The organism is Phreatobacter sp. (assembly GCF_052440005.1).
Classification (GTDB): Bacteria; Pseudomonadota; Alphaproteobacteria; order Rhizobiales; family Phreatobacteraceae; genus Phreatobacter.
In genome coordinates this window covers 1-22,161 of the sequence record NZ_JBQVQL010000033.1, presented here as the reverse complement: position 1 = coordinate 22,161, position 22,161 = coordinate 1, and the positions used below count along the sequence as shown (strand labels likewise).

The window sequence follows — 22,161 nt, the reverse complement described above, 5'->3', positions numbered from 1 at the left end:
TGGGCGTATGGCAGCGGTCCGGGCGAGCCGAAGGGCGGGCCGGGCCGCGACGGCCGCCGGCGTCCGGCACAGGGGCGCGGTGGTTGCGAACGAACCGGAAACATCGTTCATTGCAGCCATGTCCGACGGGATCGATTCGACAGTGCAGCAGGCGGTGGAGGTCGTGGATCACCTCGCCACGCTGAACCCGGCCCAGAGGGCCGCCGTCGAGTATGGGGATGGTGGTATCGCAGGCCCGCTGCTGATCATCGCCGGGGCCGGTTCGGGCAAGACCAACACGCTGGCCCACCGCGTGGCCCATCTCATCGTGAAGGGCGCCGACCCGCGCCGCATCCTCCTGATGACCTTCTCGCGGCGGGCCGCCGCCGAGATGAAGAGCCGTGTCGAGAGGATCGCCGTCCGCGTCTTGGGCGACAAGGCGGCGGCGCTGATGGAGGGGCTGACCTGGGCGGGCACCTTCCACGCCATGGGCGCCCGCATCCTCAGGGATTATGCTGCGGATATCGGCCTCGATCCCGCCTTCACCATCCATGACCGGGAGGATTCGGCGGACCTGATGAACCTCGTCCGCCACGACCTCGGCTTCTCCGGAACCGACAGCCGGTTTCCGACGAAGGCGACCTGCCTTGCGATCTATTCGCGCGCCGTGAACATGCAGGCCGACATCTCCGACGTCCTCGGCCGGCACTTTCCCTGGTGCGCCGGCTGGGCGGACGAGCTCAGGCAGCTCTTCGCCGCCTATGTGGACGCCAAGCAGGCGCAGAACGTCCTCGACTACGACGACCTGCTGCTGTGGTGGACCCAGATGTGCGCCGAGCCCGCCATTGCGGAGCATCTCGGCTCGCGCTTCGATCACATCCTCGTCGACGAGTACCAGGACACCAACCGTCTCCAGGCCTCGATCCTGCTGGCGCTGAAGCCCGAGGGCAGGGGGCTGACGGTGGTCGGCGACGACGCCCAGTCCATCTATTCGTTCCGCGCGGCCGAGGTGCGCAACATCCTCGACTTTCCGGCGCATTTCGCCGAACCGGGACATGTCGTGACGCTCGACCGCAACTACCGCTCGACGGACACGATCCTCGCCGCCGCCAACCAGGTGATCTCCGAGGCGTCGGAGCGCTTCACCAAGAACCTCTGGACCGAGCGGCGTTCAGGCGAGAAGCCTGAACTCGTCACCGTCCGCGACGAGGCCGACCAGGCCCAGTTCGTCGCCTCCAGAGTACTGGCCGCCCGCGAGGAGGGGATCGCGCTGAAGGCGCAGGCCGTGCTGTTCCGCGCCTCCCATCATTCCGGCCCGCTGGAGGTGGAACTGACCCGGCGCAACATCCCCTTCGTGAAGTTCGGCGGCCTCAAGTTCCTCGATTCTGCCCATGTGAAGGACGTGCTCGCCGTCCTGCGCTTCGCCGAGAACCCGAAGGACCGGGTGGCGGCCTTCCGCGTGATGCAGCTCCTGCCCGGCATCGGCCCGACCGCCGCCTCGAACGCCATGGAGGCCATGAGCCGGGCGCTCGACCCGGTGCTGGGGCTCCAGGTCTATCGGGCGCCGGCGCGTGCCGAGGCCGAGTGGGCGGGCTTCGTCGAGCTGTTCGCCTCGCTCCGTGCGAAGTCCGCCTGGCCTGCCGATCTCGAACGGGTGCGGCTCTGGTACGAACCGCACCTGGAGCGTCGCCACGAGGATGCCATCACGCGCCGGGCGGATCTCCTGCAACTCGAACAGATCGCCGCGGGATACGCCTCCCGCGAAAGGTTCCTGACAGACCTCACGCTCGACCCGCCGGACGCCACGAGCGACGAGGCGGGGCCTCCGCACCTCGACGAGGACTACCTGATCCTGTCGACCATCCATTCCGCCAAGGGGCAGGAATGGACAAAGGTGTTCGTCCTCAACGGCGTCGACGGCTGCATCCCCTCCGACATGGCGGTGGGGACGAAGGAGGAGATCGAGGAGGAGCGGCGGCTGCTCTATGTCGCCATGACCCGCGCCAGGGACAGCCTCCACATCGTCACGCCACAGCGGTTCTTCGTGCACGGTCAGGCGGCGCGCGGCGACCGCCACGTCTACGCCTCGCGCAGCCGCTTCATCACGGCTGCCATGCTGGAGCGGTTCAGCCAGGTGTCGTGGCCGCCGCCGGGTGCGGTTTCAGGGGCCTCGCATCGTCCCGGCGTGCAGGTGGACCTCAAGGCGCGGATGCGCACCATGTGGCGCTGACTGCCGGTCTGGCCCGCGTTGGCGGCGGTCATCCTCGGATGATCCGCCTCGCCCAGTCCCGTGCCGCCTCCGCGACCGTCCGCAGGTGGTCGGCGTGGGTGAAGCCCGAGACCGTCTTCCGCGGCTTCAGATCATGGTCGCCGTCCTCGAGCCAGAGCATCTCGATACGATCCGACAGGCCGTAGCCGCCGACCTCCGCGGGGGTGCCGAAGGGGTCGCGCGTGCCCTGGGCGACGAGGGTCGGCGTTGACAACGCGGCGAGGTGGGCGGTTCGCAGCTTTTCCGGCTGGCCGGGCGGATGAAACGGATAGCCGACACAGAGGAGGCCCTCGGCATGCCCCGCCACGAAGAGGTCGTCCGCGACCATCGAGGCCACCCGCCCGCCGAGGGACTTGCCGCCGATGACGAGGGGCCTGCCCGTGGGAGCGGCCGCGACGGCGGCGCGATATTCGTCGAGGAGCTTTTCGGCCCGCGGCGGTGGCTTGCGCCCGCCCGTCCTGCGCGCCGCCATATAGGCGAACTCGAACCGGACGACCTGGAAGCCGGTCGCGACGAGGGCGGCCGAAAGGGACGTCATCGTGGCCGAATCCATGGCGGCACCGGCGCCATGGGCGAGGAGGATGGTCGCGAAGGCGTCCGGGCTGCCGTCGATGATCAGATCCATGATCGCCCTCCAGGCTCGCGGCCGAGATTCGCCCGCGCAGCCGCCGGCCGCAAGGGAGACCCTGACCGGTTCACCGTGAGGGGTAGGGCTCCACGATCTCCGTGCCGATCAGCATGTTGCGCGTCACGACCCCGACGAGGTCCTCGAACGCCCGTCCGTCCGCGTCGGCCGGTGCCTTCGGCAGGACCAGGTACCGCATGTCGGCGTTGGAGTCGTGGACGCGAACCTCGACGTCGGCCGGGATGGACGTGCCGAATTCGGCGAGCACTGCCCGCGGCTCCCGCACGGTGCGCGCGCGATAGTTCTTGGAGATGTACCACCAGGGCGGCTGTCCGAGCAGGGAGCGCGGATAGCAGGAGCACAGGGTGCACACGATGACGTTGTGCAGCCGCTCGGTGTTCTCCACCACCACGAGCTTCGCCTCCTTGATCGTATAGCCCATCTCGCGGGCGGCGGCCGATCCGTCTGCGATGAGGCGCGCCTTGTAGGACGGGTCCTTCCAGGCCTGCGCCACGATGCGGGCGCCCCAGGTGACGTTCGGTGCCTCCAGCGCGGCGATGACGCGGTCGGTGTCGGCCGGCGCCAGGATCTGCCTCTCCAGCAGGATCTTGTGGAGGGCCTCGGTCATCAGGGCGTAGTAGTCCGCCCCCTCATGGCCCTCGACCACGGGGCGCGAGGGGTCGACGGCATCCGCCGAGTAGCCGATGGGTTCGGGTGTCATGTCAGGGGCTCCGCCGGCTCGAGCCAGTGGTCGTAGACTTCAATTTCGAGCGTGTCGCTCGCCGCACCGGCATAGTCGGGCCACAGGTCGGTCTGCGGGAAGTGGACGCGATAGAGGTCTATGGCAGGCAGCCCCGGCCGCCCGAAGGCGAGATCTTCCGGATTGGGATAGGCGCCGCAATAGCGTTCGATCCGGCCCGTCCTGTGGCGGATGAACCAGGGGATGCGCACATGGCCGGGCTTGCCGAGGTCGAGGACCGTCACGCGGTCACCGGCTGAGAAACGCGGCATCACAGCGCCTCCACCGTCCGTGCCGTGTGGTCCACCCGCTGGCCGCGAAGGGCGGCGATGGCGTCCATGCGGGCAAGCACCTCCTCCCGCGTGACGATCTCCTTCTCGGTGAGGAGGATCGTCAGCGCCTCGGCCCGCCGCTCGTAGAAGCCGAGGGTCTCGTAGAGATGCTCGCCGAAGCTCTCGAAGACGCGGCGGATCTCGTCGAGCGAGACCGTGCGGTTCTTCTGCTCCAGCGCGCCGCGGATGGCTTCCGACAGCTTCTGCCAGTCGTCGAAGGGGCGCTCGACGCAGGCGACGGGTCCGCCGGGCAGGCCGCCGATATCGTGGTAGCCGCGGTAGGGCGGGCCCTTGTCGGCAGGGTCGGTCATGGTCAGCTGGCCCTCACGGCGTTCTGGAAGACCTCGAGCGTGCGCGCCTTCAGCTCGATGAAGCGCGGATCGGTTAGGGTCGAGGGATCGCGCGGACGCGGCAGGTCGACATCCATGTAGTCGGCGATCCGCGACGGGCGACGGGTGAGCATCAGCACCTTGTCGGCGAGATAGACGGCCTCCTCGAGGTCGTGGCTGACGAGCACCGTGGTGACGCCGCGCGCCACCAGCACCTTCTGGAGCTGGTCGCGCATGATCAGCGTCATCTCGTAGTCGAGCGCCGAGAAGGGCTCGTCGAGGAACAGCACCTCCGGCTCGATCACCAGCGAGCGCATGATGGACACCGTCTGCTGCTGCCCGCCCGACATCTGGTAGGGGTAGCGGTGCAGGTCGAACTTGAGATCGAAGCCCGCCACCAGCTCCTCGATCCGCCTGTCCCGCTCGGCCCTGGGGATGCCCATCAGGCGTAGGGGATAGTGGATGTTGTCGACGGCGCGGAGCCAGGGGAAGAGTGCCTCCCGGTAGTTCTGGAAGACGTAGCCGATACGGGTGTCGGCGATGGTCTTGCCCTCGAACAGGATCTGTCCGTCATCGATGGGCAGGAGCCCGGCCACCATGTTGATGAAGGTCGACTTGCCGCAGCCGTTCGGCCCGAAGACCGACACGATCTTGCCCTTCGGCAGGTCGATATCGAAGCCGACATAGACCGGATTGCCGTCGAAGGCCTTCTTCAGCCCGCGGACGGTGATGTGCGTGCCCGGCGGAAACCACCGCAGGTCGGGGTAGGAGGCGCCCTCAGGCGCCTCCACCGGCCGCTGCCTCTGCGCCTTGATCATCAGCCGAGGTCCGAGGGCTTCAGGATGATGTCCTGCACCTTCATCGGCGTCTTCAGTGCGCCCTCGGCGGAGAAGACGTCGACGAGCGCCTGGTAGGACTTGAGGTCGGTCTCGTTGAGGTCGCGCCAGGCGCGCAGGTAGGGCTGCGCGACGATGCCGATCTGGCCGGCCTGGACGGGCGTGTATTTCGGCAGGATCGGGCGATACTTCTCGTACTGCGTCTCGGCGAGACGCGTCGCCTCGTCGAGCACCTCGACCACGCGCCGCGCGACCGCCGGCCGGTCCTTGATGAACTTGGTCGTGAGCAGCGAGCAGCCTGAATAGAACGGATCGGCGATCACCGCGGCGACCGGATTGGTCATGGCGCGCTTGGCTTCGCCCAGAGCGACCGCGATCGAGCCGACCGGCTCCAGCGACAGGGTGGCGTCGGCCGAGCCCGCGATGACGGCCTGGACCTGGAGGCCGACGGCAAGCTCCACCAGTCTGACGTCCTTGTCCGGGTCGAGGCCGGCCTTGCGCACCATGTGGCGGGAGATGGTCCGCCACTGGATGCCGGGCAGGTGGCCGAGGGTCTTGCCCTTGAGGTCGGCGAAGGAGGTGATGGTAGAGGCGTTGGCGACGATGAGCCCGTCGTTGATCCGGTTGACGCCGATGCCGCCGCCCTGCAGGCCGAAGACCTTGAACGTGCCGGGGAACTGGCTCTCGGCGAGGACCGAGATGCCGGCGGCCGCACCCGGCGCGCCGACGTCCGCCCGGTTCGAGACGAGGCTGTCGATGATCTGGTTCGGCGCCTGGAAGCGCGCCGCCTCGATCTCGATATTGGCCTTCTCGAAGAGCTTCTCCTCCTGGGCCACGTAGAAGGCCATGGTCTGCATGATCGGCAGCCAGGACATGACGACCTTGTCGCGCGCCTGCGCGAGGGCGGGCGCCTGCGGCGCGCCCGATGCCACCACGGCGGCGCCGAGGCCGAGGATGAATTCGCGTCTCTTCGTCATGGATCACTCCTGGGGATGTGCAGGGCTTCAGGCACGGCCGGACCAATGGACCAGCCACTTTTCGAGGCCGAGAAAGATGAGGTTGAGGCCGTAGCCGAGGATGCCGCTGACGAGGATCGTCCCGTAGAGCTGCGGCAGGTCGAAGGTGATCTGGCTGTCGATGATGCGCTTGCCGAGGCCGTCGTCGGAGCCGATGAACATCTCGGCGACGACGATGACGACGAGGGCCAGCGAGACGGCGGTGCGCAGGCCGACGAAGGTCTGCGGCAGGCACTCGTAGAACATCACGTCCTTGAAGATGCGGGCGCGGGAAGCGCCCATCACCTTGGCCGCGAGGATGCGGGTCTGGCGGGCGTTCATCACGCCGTAGGCGACGTTGAAGAGGACAACGAGCCACGCCGCGAAGGCCGCGACCGCGATCTTCGAGAAGTCGCCGAGGCCGAAGATGATCATGAACAGCGGAAACATCGCCGTGGCCGGCGTCGACCGGAAGAAGTCGATGAGGAACTCGATCGAGCGGTAGAGCTTCTCGCTGGCGCCGATGACGATGCCGATCGGCACGCCGAAGGCGGCGGCGATGCCGAAGGCCTGCAACGTCCGCCACAGCGTCCGCATGAAGTCGGGCCCGAGGCCGCCCGACACGGCATGGGTCCAGATCGACTGGATGGTGCGCACCGGCGAGGGAAGCAGCTTCGGCGTCACCAGTTCCCCGAGGTGGACGCCATACCAGACGAGGAAGAGGGCGAGGGGGCCCACGGCCATCCAGGCGTAGCGGGAAAGGCGGGCCGATTGCATACAACAGCTCCGTTATGCCTCGCCTCATGCACAAGAGTTGTGCAAGTGGCGGCGGCCATGCGCTCTTGCGCTGTGACCTTCCGTGAAACCGCAAGAGCGATGCCAAGAGGCACGGCGCTTGCTCCATGGCTGGCGTCAGAGCTGTTCCACCGAGGTCCGCCGATGCCGACGATTGCTTCCGACCCCTATGCCTGGCCCTTCGACGGGGCGCTCACCCCGGCCAACACGGCCCTCATCGTCATCGACATGCAGACCGACTTCTGCGGGAAGGGGGGCTATGTCGACGCCATGGGCTACGACTTGTCGCTGACCCGGGCGCCGATCGAGCCGATCAGGCGCGTCCTCGCCGCCATGCGCGACAAGGGCTATTGGGTCATCCATACCCGCGAGGGCCACCGGCCGGACCTCGCTGACCTTCCCGCCAACAAGCGTTGGCGGTCGCAGCAGATCGGAGCGGGCATCGGCGATCCCGGTCCCTGCGGCAAGATCCTGGTCCGCGGCGAGCCGGGCTGGGAGATCATCGACGAGCTGAAGCCGCTCGGCGGCGAGACCATCATCGACAAGCCGGGCAAGGGCTCGTTCTGCGCCACCGACCTCGAGCTGATCCTGCGCCAGCGCGGCATACGCAACCTGATCCTCACCGGCATCACCACCGACGTCTGCGTCCACACCACCATGCGGGAAGCCAACGACCGCGGCTTCGAATGCCTGCTGCTCGAGGACTGCTGCGGCGCGACCGACCACGGCAACCACCTCGCCGCGATCAAGATGGTGAAGATGCAGGGTGGGGTCTTCGGTGCGGTCGCGTCGTCGGATACGCTCATCGCCGGCCTGCGCTGACGGCGGGCACCCAGGTCTGCCGGTCCTGCGCCGGCCGGCGGCCTCAGCCTGCTTTCGCGGGCGTGGCTACGAGCGAGGCGATGTCCTGTGCCGGCATGGGCCTCCCATAGCGATAGCCCTGCAGCATGTGGACGCCCGCCGCCGACACGAACCGCTCCTGCGCTTCCGTCTCGATGCCTTCCGCCACGACCTTGAGCCCGAGCGAGCGGCCGATCGCCACCACAGCGTGGACGATGGCCGCGGCGTCCATGGCGCTGTCCACCTCGGCGATGAAGGAGCGGTCGATCTTGATCCGCGAGAAGGGGAAGCGGCGCAGATAGGCGAGGCTGGAATAGCCGGTGCCGAAATCGTCGAGCGCGACGCCAATGCCCCGCTCCCTGAGGCGCTTCAGCGTCTCGGCGGCGCGCTCCTCGCTGCCGATCAGCGCCGTCTCGGTCACCTCCAGCGTGAGGTCCGCTGCGGCGAAGCCGGTCTCGGCCAGCGTGCCCATGACCAGCGCCTCGAAGTCCTCCTCCTGCAGTTGCAGGGGCGAGACGTTGACCGACAGGTTGATGCCCGGCCAGTCGCGCGCGCAGAGGATCGACTGCTTCAGCATGTGGCTGCCGAGCGGGACGATCAGACCACAGGCTTCGGCCCGGGCGATGAACTCACCGGGCCCGATGGTCGTGCCGTCCGGCTTCACCCAGCGTGCCAGGGCCTCGACGCCGACGAGGCGGGTGTCGCCGCGCGACATGATGGGCTGGAAATAGGGCTGGATCTCGCCGGCTTCGATAGCCCTGAGGAGGTCGCCTTCGAACGTGTCGGCGGGCGCGGACCCGCCTGTCGCGGGCGGCGGCGGGGTCATCGCGGCAACTGGCACGGCGCTTTCGGCCGGGGCGCCGGCCAGATGGGCGTCGATGGCCTTCGCGGTGGCATCCACCGCCGTTCCCAGCGCGGTGATGAGGTCACCCTCGGGGAGACGATCCTCAATACGGGCGATGGTCTCGACCCTGCCGGCGAGCGCGGCCACGCGGGCGGCGCCTGCATTGAGGCTCATGGACTTCAGGCTGTGGGCGGCGCGGCCCAAGGCTTGGTGGTCGCCCGCAGCCATGGCCTCGTCGACGGCGATACGGGCGGGCCCGGCATGGGTCTTCCACAGCCCGAGGATGCGCTGCGCGAAATCCGTCCGCCCGAGGGACGCCATCTCGGCGAACTCGGTGAGCTTCGCTGGGGCGAGGAGGTCGATCTCGTCGCTGGCGGCGGGGGCCACGCCAGGCTCGGGGAGGGGCGGGCGGGGCGTTGCCGCGCTGAGGGCAGGCGCGGATCCCTCGGGGGCCCAACGCCGCAGGATGGCGGCGAGGTCGTCGAGGCTGAAGGGCTTGAGGAGGAGGTCGTCCATGCCGCAGGTCCGCCAGGCCTCGCCGGCCGTCCCGATGACGTCGGCGGTCAGCGCCACGATGGGGATGCGCGCGACGCCCCGCGCCGCCTCCTCGGCGCGGATGCGGCGGCTCGCCTCGAAGCCGTCCAGCACCGGCATGCTGCCGTCCATGAAGACGAGGTCGTAGGTGCCGCCGGCAACGGCCTTCATCGCCTGGAGCCCGTCCTCGACGCAGTCGGCGGTCGCTCCGAAATGGGCGAGGGCCGCCAGTGCAACCTCCCGGTTCACCGCACTGTCGTCGGCGACGAGGATGCGGACATGGCCGAAGTCCGGCCGCGGCTGTTCGGCGACGACGGGCGCCGAGGCTTCGACCAGCGCCTCGCCGGCGAGGTGCCGGGCGAGGAGGCGGCGGAGCTCGCCGCGCTGGACGGGAAGGTCGAGCCGCGCCACCCCCTGCTGGTCTTCTCCCGCGGCAAGCGGCGCGCAGCGGACGAGGGAGACGCCGGGGCGGTCGATCGAGACCCTGTCCATGGTGGCGAAGACGATCGTGCCCGCCGCGACGTCGGCGGTTGCGTCCGGCATGTCCCGCACCACCCGGTAGCCCGCCGCCGTGAGGTAGAGCGCGAGGACGTCGCCGTCGCGGCCGCCGATGCCGACGATCGCGGTCCGCGCAGCTTTCGCATGCGGCCAGAGCTCGCCGCGGCCACGGGCGCCCGTCGGCAGGGTGAAGGTGAAGGTGGAGCCGGCGCCAGGCGTGCTCTCGACGCTCACCGTCGCGCCCATGGCGTCGGCGATCTTCCGGCAGATGGCGAGGCCCAGCCCCGTTCCGCCGAAGCGGCGGGTGATCGACTGGTCGGCCTGGGAGAAGGCGGTAAAGAGCGTGCCGATCGTATCGGCGGGAATGCCGATGCCGGTATCTGCGACGCTGATGCGCAGGGCGGGTGCCGGCCCTTCGACGGCCTCGGCCACAACCAGCACCGAGCCGCTTTCGGTGAATTTCACCGCATTGTTGACGAGGTTGGCCACCACCTGCTGCACCCGCACCGGGTCGCCGGTGATGGTCCCTGACAGGGCCGGGTCGATGAAGGCGCAGAGCTCGAGGCCCTTCTCGCGCGCCCGCTCCGCGAAGAGGGCGACCGTCTGGTCGATGATCTCGGCGGGATCGAAGGCAATCTCCTCGAGCGTCAGCTGGCCGGCCTCGATCTTGGAGAGGTCCAGGATGTCGTTGATGATGGTGAGCAGATTGCGGCCCGAGCGGACGATGGTCTGCGCATGGCGCTTCGGCCGTTCGTCGAGCGCGCTCCCGGCAACGAGCTCGGCCATGACCATCATGCCGTTCATCGGGGTGCGGATCTCGTGGCTCATCGCGGCGAGGAAGTCGCTCTTGGCCCTGTTGGCCCGCTCCGCGGCGTCGCGCGCCGCGCGGAAGTCCGCGGTGCGGTCGGCGACCTGGCGCTCGAGGTCCCTGAGGTGCTCCGCGAGGCGCGCGTCACGGGCGCGGATCTCGGCGAGAAGCCCGTTGAAGCCCTCGACCATCGCGCCGACCTCGTCGTCTGAGGTGACGGCGACGTTGCTGGAGAAGTCGTGGCGTTCCCTGATCTCCTGCATCGCCGTGGTCAGCCCGGTGATGGGCCGGACGATCGACCCTCCGAGCCTGCGCGCGACGGCGAGTCCGGCGGCAATGGCCAGGACGGCGCCGGCCAGGGTCACCGCGAGCGTGACGAGCAGCCGCTGCAGCAGGTCGTTCGCCTCGGCAACCATGACGAACTGGCCGATGTCGCGGCCGTTGTGATGGATGGGCACGGTCGTTTCGATGGTGCCGCTCGCCAGGATGGTCCAGGCACTCGGGCGCTCGGTGGGCGTCAGGCGCGCGTCCCGTTCCAGGCGCGCGGCGAGGCCGATGGAGGCCAGCACGGCGCCGCCGGCGGTTTCGATGCGCGCCGTCAGCATGCCGTTCATCGAGGCGATGGCGCGCATCGCCCGCAGCGCCGCCTGCTCGTCACCTGCGGCGGCCGCGTCCGCCACGGCCGCGGCGAAGACCTGGGCAGTGGCGATGAAGGCCTCGCTCTTGGCCTCCACGTAGCGGCGGGTTTCCTGGGTCAGAGCGAAGGCCGTGCCGATGACCACGGCGACGGCGACCGACAGCAACGCCAACAGGCCGAGCTTCCGGCCGATCGATCGGTGTGCCTGCATTCGCCGGTCTGTCCCCGCCCTAGGTAAGGGAAAGCTAACGCCGCCGACTGAAAGCGATCTTAACTGCAACCCGTCAGCGTGATTTTAATCTTCCGCGTCGAAGGTGCGGCCATGAGCGAGGCCCACACTGCCGCAGGACGCTGGAGTTTCGTGCTCGACGAGCCGCTGCGCGTGCTCGTCGTCGACGACGATCCGATCCTGCGCGAGTTCGCCTGCGTCTATCTCTCGGCGCCGCATGTCACCATCGACACAGCGGCCGACGGCGAGGAGGGGTGGGCGCGGCTCGCCGCGGGCGCCTACGACATCGCTCTCATCGACATCGAGATGCCGCGCCTCGACGGCTACGAACTGCTGGCGCGCATCCGCAGCGACGCGCGGCTGGGCGACCTGCCGGTCATCATGGTCACCGGCCGCGAGGACGCCGTCTCGATCGACCGCGCCTTCGACGTCGGCGCCAATTCCTTCACGGTGAAACCCGTCAACTGGCGGCAGCTCAGCCATCACGTCCGCTACGTGGTGCGCGCCGCCCGCCACGAGCGCGAGGCCCGGCATGCCCGCGATGAAGCGGTCAACGTCAGCCGGATGAAGTCCGAGATCCTGACGCTGATGCGCCACGAGTTCCGCACGCCGCTGAACGCGATCATCGGCTTCTCCAACATGATCGAGACGCAGGCGATCGGGCCGGTCGGGACCAGCGGCTATGTCGAGCATGCCCGGTTCGTCCGCACCGCAGGGGAGGGGCTGCTGGGACTGTTCAGCGACCTGATGCTCTACGCCGCGCTGTCCTCGCAGGAGCGGGACCTGCGGGAGGACGACTACGCGCTCGGCACGATTACCCGGCGCGCCGTTGCCGAGGTCGAGAAAAAACATGGCCCGCTGCACGGCCTCTGTGACTGCGAGGCGGGGCTGCAAGTGATCGCCGACCGTGATCTGCTCGAGCGGGCGATCTTCCATCTCGTGAGCAACGCGGCCGTGCACGGCGGCGGGCTGGCGGCGGTGTCGGTGGCGACGTCGGCGGACGGATCGCTGGTGATCGCCGTGCGCGACCGCGGCCCCGGACTCACGGACGAGCAGGTCGCCGCCTGCCTGGAGCCGTTCCACCAGCAGAGCGCCGGGCTGGCGCGGCAGGCCGGCGGCCTCGGCCTCGGGCTGCCGCTGGCCAAGCGGGTGGCGGAGCTGCACGGCGGCTCGCTGGTCATCGAGAGCGGTGGCGGTGCCGGCGGCCTCGTGAGCATCCGCCTTCCCGCGAGCCGTCTGCTGCGCCGCGCCGCCGAGGCGGCGGCATGAGCCGGCTGAGACGATGCCTCGCAGGGTTCTGGCGCCGGGCCGACGCGAGCGTCGGCACGATCGCCGCCCTGAGCATGCCGGTGCTGCTCGTCGCGGGCGGTGCGGCCACCGAATACGCATCCATGGCCAGCGAACGCGGCAAGCTCCAGGCCGCCGCCGATGCCGCGGTGCTGGCCGGCGCACGCGAGTTGCGGTTTGCGAACGCCGACCTGACGGCGGTCATCAACACCACCGCGCGGTTCGCGCGCACCCAGATCGTCTCGCAATTCGGCACCGACGGTTCCGACGTCAAACCCGCCATCGACCCCGCCCGCACGGCGGTCGAGGTGGTGATCAGCAGGCCCTATGCCGCGGTCTTCGGCCTTTCGGTGATTCCTGTCCCCGCACAGCTGCAGGTCCGCGCGGTAGGCAAGGTGGGCTCCGGCGTGCCGATCTGCCTGATCGGCCTCGAGCCGTCGCAGGCGCATTCCGTCTGGCTGAAGAACCGCGCCCACCTGACGGCTCCGGGCTGCGCGGTCTATTCCAACTCGGCCCACACACAGGGTCTGGTCGGCGCCAACTACTCGAATCTCTCGGCGCAGGTGATCTGCTCGTCCGGGGGCAAGGTGGGGGCGAAAGCCCACTTCACGCCCGATCCCATCACCAACTGCCCCCAGCTGCGCGACCCGCTCGCCGCCCGCACGCCGCCGCACGTCGGTGGCTGCAACCAGACAAACATGGTCATCTCCGGCACGACGACCACGCTGCGGCCAGGGGTCTATTGCGGCGGTCTGAAGATCACCCAAGGCGCCGTCGTGCGGCTGGCACCGGGCGAATACGTCATCAAGGACGGCCCGCTTCGGGTCGACGGGGGCGCTTCGCTGAGCGGGACCTATGTCGGCTTCTACCTGTCCGGGGCTGCGAGCGTCATCAACTTCACGGCGCGCAGCACCATCAGCCTGTCCGCTCCGCGCGACGGCGCCCTGGCCTCGCTGCTGTTCTTCGAGGACCGCTCGGCGCCCGTCGGCCGGCGGCACCTGATCAGCAGCGACGACGCGCGCATGCTGCTGGGCACCATCTACCTGCCCAACGGGCGGCTGAGGGTCGACGCCAACAAGCCGGTCGCCGACCAGTCGGCCTACACCATCATCGTCACCCGCTGGATGGAACTCGACGCCGGCCCGAACCTCGTCATGAACGCGCGCTACGGGGCCACCGACGTGCCGGTTCCGAGCGCCATCGGCGTGGTCGGCACGCAGGTTCAACTCTCGGAGTAGCGCCCGGGCGGGGAAACCACCCCCGGACTGTCTTCGGAGCGGGCCCGCCCGGCGTCACTGGACGACGAGCTTGAGCTCCGCGATCAGCGGCCGCACCCCGTCGACCTGGCGCTTGAGGACGGCGGCGAACTCGGCGGGGGTGGAACCGATGGGATCGGCCCCCAGCGCCGTCAGTCGGGCCCTCAGTTCGGGCTCCTTCATGGCCCGTGCGACACCCTCCGTCAGCTTGGCGACGATGTCGTCGGGCGTCGCCGCGGGCGCGAAGAGGCCGTTCCAGCCCTGCATCTCCATGTTGGGGAAGCCGAGTTCGCGGACCGTGGGCACGTTGGGCAGCGCCGTCGGCCGTTCCGAGGACAGCGTCGCCAGGGGGCGGACGGCGCCCGACCTGATGAACTCGAGGGAGGTGGAGAGCTGGTCGCCGCCCAGGTGGAGGCGCCCGGCGACGAGTTCCTGGAGGAGAGGGGCCGCGCCACGGAACGGCACATGGTCGAGCTTGAGGCCGGAGTCCCGGCGGAACACCTCCATGGCGAAGTTCATGACGCTGCCCGGCCCGGTGGAGCCGTAGAGCGAGCTGTCGGGGGATTTCCGCGCCGCCGCGACGAAATCGGCGAGGGTTCCCTCCGGGGTCGCCTTGCTGCCGAGGACGATCATCGGCACGTGGGCGGCGAGCGAGACCGGACGGAAATCGCGGAACATGTCGTGGTTTGCGCGGCCGGCGAGCTCCAGCGAGACGCTGGTGGTCGAGAAGGTCAGGTTGTGGAAGAGCAGGGTGTACCCGTCGGCTGCGGCCTTGGCGACGCGGTCGGCGCCGAGCGATCCGCCGGCACCGCCGGCATTCTCCACCACGAAGGCCTGGCCCCAATAGGACTGCAGCCGTTCGGCGAGAAGCCGGGCCAGGAGGTCGGTCGTACCCCCGGCGGGGAAGGGGACGATGATGCGCACCGAGCGGTTGGGGTAGGCGGTCTGGGCCTGGCCGGCCCCTGTCATGGCGGCCAGCGACAGGCCGGCGCCGAGAAGCCCGCGACGATTGAGCATTTGTCATCTCCCTGATCGTTCACATGGGCTCCTGTCCCGGAGCCTCTCGCATCAGGAGACCACAAAAATCGATTTTCCAGAAGAAACAAATTTTCTGGCGTGCTATCGATTTCACGTGTCGCCTCGCACCGCCGCCCTCCTGCGCCCGCTCAGCCCCTCCGCCAGCCTGACGGAAGGGGCCTATGATCGCCTGCGGGCCGATCTCCTGTCGTGCCGCCTGGCACCCGGGGCCAAGCTGAAGATCGCGGACATCGCCGCCGAAACCGGGGTCAGCAGCGGGGTCATCCGCGAAGCCCTCTCGCGCCTCGCCGCCGAGGGTCTCGTCGCCATGGAGGCCCAGAAGGGTTTCCGCGTGCCGCCGATAGCGGCCGCCGATCTCAGGGCCATCACCGAGGCCCGCATCGAGATCGAGGCGAGCTGCCTGCGCCTCGCCATCGCCCGCGGCGACGTGGCCTGGGAGTCGGAAATCATCGCCGCCTATCACCGTCTCTCACGTGTTCCCGAGCGCGCACCGGACGATGCCAAGCGCCTGAGCGACGACTACGCCGACGCCCATACGACGTTCCACGCCGTGTTGGTCGCGGCCTGCGACAACCATTGGCTGCTGAAGACCCGCGACTTCCTCTTCGCCCAGTCGGAGCGCTACCGGCGCTTGTCCGTGCCCATGCAGAACCCCATCCGCGACCTCGACGCGGAGCACCGGGCCATCATGCAGGCCGTGCTCGACCGGCGGGCGGACGATGCGGTCGAGGCCACGCGGGCGCATCTCACGGCGACCATGACCATCCTTCTCGTCTCCGGTCTGTGCAACTGACCCGGACGTTTCACACCCCGCAACGGCATTCCGGAGAGAACGCATGACCAGCATCGGAGTAGCAGGCCTCGGCCGGATGGGCGCCGCCATCGCGCAGCGCCTCGTCGAGACGGGACATGCGGTGACGGTGTGGAACCGCACCGCGGCCCGTGCGGAGACGCTGCGGGCGATGGGCGCGACGGTCGCGTCGTCGCCGTCCGAACTGGCCGCCGCCTGCGACGTCGTCATCACCATTCTCACCGATGCGGCGGCCATCGACGAGGTCTATCGGGGTCCGGCGGGCCTCCTTACGGCAGCGGTCGCCGGCAAGCTCTTCGTCGAGATGAGCACCGTGCGCCCGGAGACGGAGGAGCAGCTCTCTGCCGCGGTGGCGGGCAAGGGCGCCGATTTCGTCGAGTGTCCCGTCGGCGGGACGGTCGGGCCGGCGCTGAAGGGGCAGTTGATCGGTTTCGCCGGCGGTGACGCGGCTGCGATCGACCGCGCGCGGCCGGTGCTCGAGACGCTCTGCCGCCGTTTCGACCACGTCGGGCCTGTAGGGGCGGGCTCGAGCTTCAAGCTCGCGATCAACCTGCCGCTGGCGATCTACTGGCAGGCGCTGGGCGAGGCCTTCGCGCTCTGCAGGCACCTGCCCATCGACCGCGCCAAGATGATCGAGATCTTCCAGGAGACGTCGGGGGCTCCCAACGTCCTTCGCGCGCGCGGCGCGACGGTGGCGCAGGCGCTCGACGGCAAGTCGCTGGGGTCCGGGCTCTTCGACTGCGACGGCATGCGCAAGGACCTCCGCACGATGATCGCCGAGGCGCAGTCGCGCGGCTTCGACCTGCCCGTGGCCGCCGCCACGCTGGAGGTCTTCGACGAGGCCAGCGCCGCCGGCTGGGGCGCCCGGGACTGCATGGAAATGCCGACCTATGTGGTGAGCGGCGCCGGCCGGACGTGACCTCCGGCGCTCGCCCAAGGGCCTCTCAGGCGGAAAGACCCGGCCGGTCGAAGACGGTCACGGGCATGCCCTCGAAGCGTGCCTTCAGCTGGATCGCGAGGTAGCGGGAGTAGTGGCGGGACTGGGCAAGGTTGCCGCCATGGAACCATAGCCCCTCCTGGGTCGTGGGCTTCCACATGTTGCGCAACTCGCCGATCCAGGGGCCGGGATCGCGTGCCGTTCCCGATCCCATGCCCCAGCAGGGCCCGACCTTGTCTGCGACCTCCTGCGAAATGAGCTCGGCGGCCCAAGTGGTCATGGAGCCGTAGCCGGTGGCATAGACGACGAGGTCGGCGGGCAGGGTCGAGCCATCGTCCAGGACGACCGAATCTTCCGTCAGGCCGGCGAGGCCGACGCCGCTGCGCAGGGCGATCTCGCGGCCGGCGATCAGGCCGGACGCGCCGACGTCGATGTAGTAGCCGGAGCCCCGCCGCGGATACATGAGGCCGAGCCCGGTCTCGTCCTCGCCGAAAGTCAGCATGAAGCCAACGGCGCGCAGGCTTTCGTAGAAGTCGGCATCCTCCTCCTTCATCCGCTGCACGACGGGCTTCAGCATCTGCGGCAGCACCGCAAAGGGCGTCGAGGCGACGATGAGGTCGGCGTCGTCGACGCTGATGCCAGCCCTGAGCGCGGCCTCCGAATAGAGGGCCCAGCCGAGCCGCTGGACCGTCTCCGACCGCACCACCAGGGTTGGGGAGCGCTGGACCATGGTGACGTCGGCCCCATGCTCCCAGAGGTCGGCGGCGATGTCGTGCGCGGAGTTGTTGGCGCCGATGACGACGCAGCGCTGGCCGGCGAAGGCTTCGCCGCCGGGATGGGCGCTCGAATGATGCTGCACGCCGCGGAACAGGTCCTGCCCGGGCACGCGGGGCAGGTTCGGCTTGCCCGACATGCCGGTCGCCAGAACGAGGTGCTGCGGATGCAGCGTGACGGGCGTGCCGTCCCGGTCGACCTCCACCGTCCAACGGCCGAGCGCCGCGTCGTAACGCGCCCCGCGACAGGCGGTGCTGCTCCACAGGTCCAGCTCCATGATGGTGCTGTAGGCTTCCAGCCAGTCGCCCATCTTGTCCTTGGGCGTGAAGACGGGCCAGTGGTCCGGGAAGGGCAGGTAGGGCATGTGGTCGAACCAGACCGGATCGTGCAGGCACAGCGAGCGGTAGCGGCTGCGCCAGGCATCGCCCGGGCGCGCGTGGCGATCGACGACGAGGGCGGGCACGCCGATCTGCTTCAGCCGCGCCGCGAGGCCGAGGCCGCCCTGGCCGCCGCCGACGATGAGCACATAGGGCTGCCGGTCGAGGCCGAGGCGGGCGTCTTCGGCCCGCGCGTCGGCCCAGGTCCGGCGGTCGCGGACGGCGCCGTGGACGGTGCCGAGGGGGCGCGTATCGCCGCGCTTTTCCTCGTGGCCGGTCAGCTCCCGCAGCGTCGTCAGCAGGGTCCAGCATCGACCCTCGCGCAGGCGCGCATGACCGCGGCCACGGCCGGCTGCGGTCGACAGGGTGAACCAGAATTCGAGGCCGCCCGCCGTCCGCTTCGGCTCGCCGTCGAGGGCGAAGCCATGGGCGCCGGCCTCGGCCGCGCGGGCCGCCGCCATCGCGGCGATCTCGTCCCGCCCGTCGAGCGTCACGATCGTCCAGGTGAAGGCAAGGAAGTCCCGCCAGTGGCAATCCTCGCGGAAGAGCGCTGCGACGCCCTTTGGCTCCGGCCCCGAGAGGCTGCGCTCGAGGGTGGAGAGCCAGCCCGCGGCCTCGGCCTTCAGGTCTTCACTGGGCATGGCGACGGTCCTTCGCGGCACGGGCGGCGATGCTGCGGCAGAGGCCCGCACATCGCAATCGCGGCCGTCGGGGGACAGCGTTGCGGCGGGCCTGCCCTGCGCGCCCCGCCGGCCGGCGTCCCGACGGGGTCCATGGTCGCGCCGCGCCATCTCCTCTAGGCTCGGCCAACGTCGGCCTGCTTCCGGAAGGACCCGCCATGTCCGCATCGACACCGCGCCCACATGACAATTCGCGCGATGCGGACCTGCGCCGCCGGGCGCGCAGCGTGATCCCCGGTGGCCTATGGGGCCACCTCAACGCCGCCGGCCTTCCCGACGGCTACCCGCAGTATTTCGAGCGGGGCGAGGGGTGCCGCATCGTCGACGTCGACGGGCGGGAGTTCGTCGACTTCATGTGCTCCTGGGGGCCGATCGTGCTCGGCCACCACCATCCCGCCGTGGAGACCGCGGCCCGGCGCCAGGCGGCGCTCGGCGACACGCTGAACGGACCGGCGCCGGTCCTCGTCGATCTCGCCGAGCTGATGGTGGCGATGATCCCCCACGCCGCCTGGTGCATGTTCGAGAAGAACGGCGGCGACGCGACGACGGCCGCCGTCACCATCGCGCGCGCGGGCACCGGCCGGCGCAAGCTCCTCGTCGCCCGCGGCAGCTATCACGGCGCCGTCCCGTGGTGCTCGCCGTCCCTGGCGGGGGTGACGGCGGAGGATCGCGCCCACATCCTCCACTACGACTACAACGACGTCGCGAGCCTCGAGGCCGCAGTGGACCAGGCCGGCGGCGATCTCGCGGCGATCATCGTCACCGCCTTCCGGCACGACATGGGGCGGGCGCTGGACCTGCCCGATGCCGCCTTCGCGCGGCGCATGCGCGAACTCTGCGACGACGCCGACGCGGCGCTGATCCTCGACGACGTGCGCGCGGGCTTCCGCCTCGCCCTCGGCGGCTCGTGGGAGACGGTCGGCGTGCGGCCCGATCTCTCCGCCTTCAGCAAGGCCATCGCCAACGGCTATCCGCTCGGCGCCATCACGGGGGGCGAGCGCTGGCGCGAGGCGGCGACGAAGATCTTCACCACCGGCTCGTTCTGGTGCGAGGCGGTGCCCATGGCCGCGGCCCATGCCACGCTGACCGAACTTGCCCGCATCGACGGGCCCGCATTGATGGGCCGCATGGGCCAGCGCCTGCGCGACGGGCTCGACAGGCTCGCCGGCCGGCACGGCGTTCCGATCAGCCAGAGCGGGCCGCCGCAGATGCCGCTGGTGCTGTTCGCAGAGGACGCGGGTTTCGCCAGGGGATCCGCCTTCTGTTCGGCGGCGCTGCGGGCCGGGGCCTATTTCCACCCCCGGCACAACATGTTCCTGTCCTGCGCCCATACCGAGGCGGACATCGACCGGGCGCTGGAGGCGGCAGACGAAGGTTTCGCCGCGGTCGCGCGGCTCGGCTGAGATCAGCCGAGCGCCTTCAGCAGCACGGGATGGGGCTGGGCGAAACCGAGTGCAGCCTCGATGGCGAGTCCCGCCTCGAGGATGAGCCGCTCCGCGTATTTCGGCCCGACCACCTGGAGCCCTACCGGCAGGCCCGAGGCCGAGAGGCCACACGGCGCGGTCGAGGCCGGCTGGCCCGTCAGGTTGAAGGGGAGCGTGAAGGGCACGCTGTCGCGCCAGCGGTCATAGGCCTGGCAATGGTAGATCGTCTCCACCGGCGGGGCGACATGCGGCATGGTGGGCGTCAGGAGAAGGTCCCAGTCGCGGTGGAACATCGCGAACTCGCGCCCCAAGGCGGCGCGCGCGGCCTCGGCATCGAGGAGCTGGTCGGTCGTCACCGCCATGCCGCGCTCCGCGACATCCCGGAAGGTCGGGTCGAGCTCGCCCCAGCGCTCGCGCGGGATCAGCCGCATGCGCCGCGCGAAGGCGCCGATCCAGTAGGCCTCGAAGCGCCCCTTGAGCTCGCCGATGGGCGAGGGCACCTCGGTGATGGTGGCGCCCTGTCGCCGCAGCGTCTCGACGGCGCCATCGACGATCGCCCGAACCTCGTCGTCGGCGCCGATGCCGCCGAGGACCGGGGCATAGGCGATGCGCAGGCCCTCGAGCCGCGGCGTCAGGCCGGCGAGCCAGTCGTCCGGAACGGGCGGCAGCGCGAACCAGTCGCGGTCGTCGGGCCGGGCCATCACGCCGAGGGTGGTGACGGCATCGGCGACCGTGCGCGCGATTGGCCCGCCGGACACGAGGGTCGCGAACATGCCCTCCTGCAGATGATGCGGAACGCGTCCGAAGGTCGGCTTGATCCCGTAGAGGCCGCACAGATTGGCCGGAATGCGGATCGAGCCGCCACCGTCGTTGCCGAAGGCGATGGTGCCGATGCCGGCGGCGACGCAGGCTGCCGCACCGCCGCTGGAGCCGCCCGGCGACACCGCCGTGTTCCACGGATTGCGGGTGGGGCCGTCCTGCAGCGGCCCGTCAGTCAGGCCTTTCCAACCGAACTCGGGGAGGCGCGTCTTGCCGAGAATGACCGCGCCGGCCTCGCGCAGCCGGGCCACCACGGGTGAATCATTCGCTGCCGGCGTGTCTGGCGTCGTCAGCGAGCCGTGGCGTGTCGGAAATCCGGCGACGTCGACATTGTCCTTGATCGTGACGGTGATGCCGTCGAGGGGCCCGAGCGGCGCGCCCTCGCGCCAGCGGAGGGCGCTCGCCTCTGCCGCGCCAAGCGCGCCCTCGGCATCGACCACCTGCATGGCATTGATGACCGGATCGATGCGGCTGAGGCGCTGGAGATGCAGTTCGGCGATGGCCGACGGCGTCGTCGCGCCCGCGGCATAGCGCTCGCCGAGCTCCGCGATGGTCAGGAAGCAGTCGGTTTCGATCATGGCTGCCTCATGGGGCGGGCGGGCGATGCTGGGCCCAGGGACGCGTCAGTTCGAGGAGCGAGGCGAGCCGCAGCATGTCGGTGTCGGCGCCCCACCGCGCGACGATCTGCAACCCCGTCGGCAGCCCGTCTTCGGCGAAGCCGGACGGCACCGAGACGGCGGGATGGCCGGTCAGGTTGAAGGGGTACTGGTAGGAGGTCCAGCCCTGGCGGGTGATGCCGCACTTCACGCCGTCGACCTCCACCTCGTCGTTGGCGGCGTCGAAACCGACGGGCAGCGCGCTGCGGGTGTTCGTCGGCATGACGAGGAAGTCGTAGCGCTCGAACAGCGCCTGGATCTGGCGGAACAGGCGCGTACGGGCGAACTGGGCATTGCGGAAGTCCGCGAGGGAGAAGGTGCCGCCGCGCTGCATGAAGGCGAGCGTCACCGGGTCCATCTGGTTCTGCCACTTCGGCAGGAAAGGGGCGCAGAAGACGGAGAAGTTCGACTGGTAGAGGATGCGGCCCTCCAGCTCGATCCAGTCGACCGCGTCGGTGACGTCCTCCACCTCGGCGCCGAGATCGGCAAAGGCGGCGAGCGCGGCCCGGGTGTTGGCAGCGACGTCGGCGGCGACGCGCGGGTTGGCGCAGCGCTCGATGTAGCCGATCCGGATGGCGGAGAGATCCGCGCCGACAAGGGCCGGCGAGAGCTGCCGCCGGTCCGTTCCGCCCTGCGTCCAGGGGTCCTTCGCCGTCGTTCCGGTCAGCACGGCATGCATCACCGCTGCGTCCGTGACGGTGCGGGCGAGGGGGCCGGCATAGATGTTGTTGCCGAAGGCGTCGCGGGTCGTGTCGTACGGGACCGCGCCAAGGGTCGGCTTCAGGCCGACGACGCCGCAGCAGGCGGCAGGGC

General features: G+C 69.8%; 19 protein-coding genes. 7 read left to right on the top strand and 12 right to left on the bottom strand.

Annotated elements, in window-relative coordinates; all coding sequences use genetic code 11:
- Positions 1-118 precede the first annotated feature (118 nt).
- Complete coding sequence (locus ACT6XY_RS10145) at positions 119-2,209, top strand: ATP-dependent helicase (protein ID WP_444748216.1); 2,091 nt, start codon at positions 119-121, stop codon at positions 2,207-2,209.
- A gap of 28 nt (positions 2,210-2,237) precedes the next feature.
- Here ACT6XY_RS10145 and ACT6XY_RS10140 read toward each other — a convergent pair whose 3' ends face one another.
- From ACT6XY_RS10140 to ACT6XY_RS10110, 7 genes are all read right to left on the bottom strand, one after another.
- Complete coding sequence (locus ACT6XY_RS10140) at positions 2,238-2,873, bottom strand: alpha/beta fold hydrolase (protein ID WP_444748215.1); 636 nt, start codon at positions 2,871-2,873, stop codon at positions 2,238-2,240.
- A 70-nt stretch (positions 2,874-2,943) separates the two neighbouring features.
- The gene (locus ACT6XY_RS10135) at positions 2,944-3,594 is read right to left on the bottom strand and encodes a nitrile hydratase subunit alpha (RefSeq protein ID WP_444748214.1); all 651 of its coding nucleotides are present in this window, start codon (positions 3,592-3,594) and stop codon (positions 2,944-2,946) included.
- Positions 3,591-3,884 (bottom strand): SH3-like domain-containing protein, encoded by a 294-nt coding sequence (locus ACT6XY_RS10130; RefSeq protein ID WP_444748213.1) that lies wholly within the window; start codon positions 3,882-3,884, stop codon positions 3,591-3,593. Before ACT6XY_RS10130 ends, ACT6XY_RS10135 begins: the two co-directional genes overlap by 4 nt.
- On the bottom strand, positions 3,884-4,255 hold the full coding sequence (locus tag ACT6XY_RS10125; RefSeq protein ID WP_444748212.1) for a nitrile hydratase: 372 nt from the start codon (positions 4,253-4,255) through the stop codon (positions 3,884-3,886). Before ACT6XY_RS10125 ends, ACT6XY_RS10130 begins: the two co-directional genes overlap by 1 nt.
- 2 nt (positions 4,256-4,257) lie before the next feature.
- On the bottom strand, positions 4,258-5,091 hold the full coding sequence (locus tag ACT6XY_RS10120; protein WP_444748211.1) for an ABC transporter ATP-binding protein: 834 nt from the start codon (positions 5,089-5,091) through the stop codon (positions 4,258-4,260).
- On the bottom strand, positions 5,091-6,086 hold the full coding sequence (locus ACT6XY_RS10115) for an ABC transporter substrate-binding protein (RefSeq protein ID WP_444748210.1): 996 nt from the start codon (positions 6,084-6,086) through the stop codon (positions 5,091-5,093). Before ACT6XY_RS10115 ends, ACT6XY_RS10120 begins: the two co-directional genes overlap by 1 nt.
- 27 nt (positions 6,087-6,113) lie before the next feature.
- Positions 6,114-6,881: an ABC transporter permease gene (locus tag ACT6XY_RS10110; protein WP_444748209.1), complete on the bottom strand. Its 768-nt coding sequence runs from the start codon at positions 6,879-6,881 to the stop codon at positions 6,114-6,116.
- Between the two features lie 162 nt (positions 6,882-7,043).
- On the opposite strand from ACT6XY_RS10110, the gene biuH reads away from it, so the two are divergent.
- Complete coding sequence (gene biuH, locus ACT6XY_RS10105; RefSeq protein WP_444748208.1) at positions 7,044-7,721, top strand: biuret amidohydrolase; 678 nt, start codon at positions 7,044-7,046, stop codon at positions 7,719-7,721.
- 43 nt (positions 7,722-7,764) lie between these two features.
- On the opposite strand, the gene ACT6XY_RS10100 is transcribed toward biuH, so the two are convergent.
- Positions 7,765-11,271: an EAL domain-containing protein gene (locus ACT6XY_RS10100; RefSeq protein ID WP_444748207.1), complete on the bottom strand. Its 3,507-nt coding sequence runs from the start codon at positions 11,269-11,271 to the stop codon at positions 7,765-7,767.
- Positions 11,272-11,382: 111 nt separating this feature from the next.
- On the opposite strand from ACT6XY_RS10100, the gene ACT6XY_RS10095 reads away from it, so the two are divergent.
- Together ACT6XY_RS10095 and ACT6XY_RS10090 are read left to right on the top strand one after the other, a co-directional pair.
- Positions 11,383-12,558, top strand: coding sequence for a hybrid sensor histidine kinase/response regulator (locus ACT6XY_RS10095; protein ID WP_444748206.1), 1,176 nt, complete (start codon positions 11,383-11,385; stop codon positions 12,556-12,558).
- Complete coding sequence (locus ACT6XY_RS10090; protein ID WP_444748205.1) at positions 12,555-13,814, top strand: pilus assembly protein TadG-related protein; 1,260 nt, start codon at positions 12,555-12,557, stop codon at positions 13,812-13,814. Before ACT6XY_RS10095 ends, ACT6XY_RS10090 begins: the two co-directional genes overlap by 4 nt.
- A 54-nt stretch (positions 13,815-13,868) precedes the next feature.
- Here ACT6XY_RS10090 and ACT6XY_RS10085 read toward each other — a convergent pair whose 3' ends face one another.
- Positions 13,869-14,849, bottom strand: coding sequence for a Bug family tripartite tricarboxylate transporter substrate binding protein (locus ACT6XY_RS10085; RefSeq protein WP_444748204.1), 981 nt, complete (start codon positions 14,847-14,849; stop codon positions 13,869-13,871).
- A 115-nt stretch (positions 14,850-14,964) separates the two neighbouring features.
- On the opposite strand from ACT6XY_RS10085, the gene ACT6XY_RS10080 reads away from it, so the two are divergent.
- Complete coding sequence (locus ACT6XY_RS10080) at positions 14,965-15,663, top strand: GntR family transcriptional regulator (RefSeq protein WP_444748203.1); 699 nt, start codon at positions 14,965-14,967, stop codon at positions 15,661-15,663.
- A 43-nt stretch (positions 15,664-15,706) separates the two neighbouring features.
- Positions 15,707-16,600, top strand: coding sequence for an NAD(P)-dependent oxidoreductase (locus ACT6XY_RS10075; protein WP_444748202.1), 894 nt, complete (start codon positions 15,707-15,709; stop codon positions 16,598-16,600).
- A 25-nt stretch (positions 16,601-16,625) separates the two neighbouring features.
- Here ACT6XY_RS10075 and ACT6XY_RS10070 read toward each other — a convergent pair whose 3' ends face one another.
- The gene (locus ACT6XY_RS10070) at positions 16,626-18,410 is read right to left on the bottom strand and encodes a flavin-containing monooxygenase (protein ID WP_444748201.1); all 1,785 of its coding nucleotides are present in this window, start codon (positions 18,408-18,410) and stop codon (positions 16,626-16,628) included.
- 197 nt (positions 18,411-18,607) lie between these two features.
- On the opposite strand from ACT6XY_RS10070, the gene ACT6XY_RS10065 reads away from it, so the two are divergent.
- On the top strand, positions 18,608-19,852 hold the full coding sequence (locus tag ACT6XY_RS10065) for an aminotransferase class III-fold pyridoxal phosphate-dependent enzyme (RefSeq protein WP_444748200.1): 1,245 nt from the start codon (positions 18,608-18,610) through the stop codon (positions 19,850-19,852).
- A 2-nt stretch (positions 19,853-19,854) separates the two neighbouring features.
- Here the strand turns inward: ACT6XY_RS10065 and ACT6XY_RS10060 are convergent, their stop codons facing one another.
- Both ACT6XY_RS10060 and ACT6XY_RS10055 read right to left on the bottom strand, forming a co-directional pair.
- Positions 19,855-21,270, bottom strand: coding sequence for an amidase family protein (locus ACT6XY_RS10060; RefSeq protein ID WP_444748199.1), 1,416 nt, complete (start codon positions 21,268-21,270; stop codon positions 19,855-19,857).
- Between the two features lie 7 nt (positions 21,271-21,277).
- The coding region (locus ACT6XY_RS10055; protein WP_444748198.1) for an amidase at positions 21,278-22,161 on the bottom strand (884 nt) is incomplete at its 5' end.

Excerpts from the sequence above, each read along its gene's own strand:
- ACT6XY_RS10130 (WP_444748213.1), bottom strand. The coding sequence starts at position 3,884 with ATGCCGCGTTTCTCAGCCGGTGACCGCGTGACGGTCCTCGACCTCGGC.
- ACT6XY_RS10140 (WP_444748215.1), bottom strand. The coding sequence starts at position 2,873 with ATGGATCTGATCATCGACGGCAGCCCGGACGCCTTCGCGACCATCCTC.
- ACT6XY_RS10135 (WP_444748214.1), bottom strand. The coding sequence starts at position 3,594 with ATGACACCCGAACCCATCGGCTACTCGGCGGATGCCGTCGACCCCTCG.
- ACT6XY_RS10125 (WP_444748212.1), bottom strand. The coding sequence starts at position 4,255 with ATGACCGACCCTGCCGACAAGGGCCCGCCCTACCGCGGCTACCACGAT.
- ACT6XY_RS10065 (WP_444748200.1), top strand. The coding sequence starts at position 18,608 with ATGTCCGCATCGACACCGCGCCCACATGACAATTCGCGCGATGCGGAC.
- ACT6XY_RS10095 (WP_444748206.1), top strand. The coding sequence starts at position 11,383 with ATGAGCGAGGCCCACACTGCCGCAGGACGCTGGAGTTTCGTGCTCGAC.
- biuH (WP_444748208.1), top strand. The coding sequence starts at position 7,044 with ATGCCGACGATTGCTTCCGACCCCTATGCCTGGCCCTTCGACGGGGCG.
- ACT6XY_RS10070 (WP_444748201.1), bottom strand. The coding sequence starts at position 18,410 with ATGCCCAGTGAAGACCTGAAGGCCGAGGCCGCGGGCTGGCTCTCCACC.
- ACT6XY_RS10090 (WP_444748205.1), top strand. The coding sequence starts at position 12,555 with ATGAGCCGGCTGAGACGATGCCTCGCAGGGTTCTGGCGCCGGGCCGAC.
- ACT6XY_RS10120 (WP_444748211.1), bottom strand. The coding sequence starts at position 5,091 with ATGATCAAGGCGCAGAGGCAGCGGCCGGTGGAGGCGCCTGAGGGCGCC.
- ACT6XY_RS10115 (WP_444748210.1), bottom strand. The coding sequence starts at position 6,086 with ATGACGAAGAGACGCGAATTCATCCTCGGCCTCGGCGCCGCCGTGGTG.
- ACT6XY_RS10085 (WP_444748204.1), bottom strand. The coding sequence starts at position 14,849 with ATGCTCAATCGTCGCGGGCTTCTCGGCGCCGGCCTGTCGCTGGCCGCC.
- ACT6XY_RS10060 (WP_444748199.1), bottom strand. The coding sequence starts at position 21,270 with ATGATCGAAACCGACTGCTTCCTGACCATCGCGGAGCTCGGCGAGCGC.
- ACT6XY_RS10100 (WP_444748207.1), bottom strand. The coding sequence starts at position 11,271 with ATGCAGGCACACCGATCGATCGGCCGGAAGCTCGGCCTGTTGGCGTTG.
- ACT6XY_RS10145 (WP_444748216.1), top strand. The coding sequence starts at position 119 with ATGTCCGACGGGATCGATTCGACAGTGCAGCAGGCGGTGGAGGTCGTG.
- ACT6XY_RS10110 (WP_444748209.1), bottom strand. The coding sequence starts at position 6,881 with ATGCAATCGGCCCGCCTTTCCCGCTACGCCTGGATGGCCGTGGGCCCC.
- ACT6XY_RS10075 (WP_444748202.1), top strand. The coding sequence starts at position 15,707 with ATGACCAGCATCGGAGTAGCAGGCCTCGGCCGGATGGGCGCCGCCATC.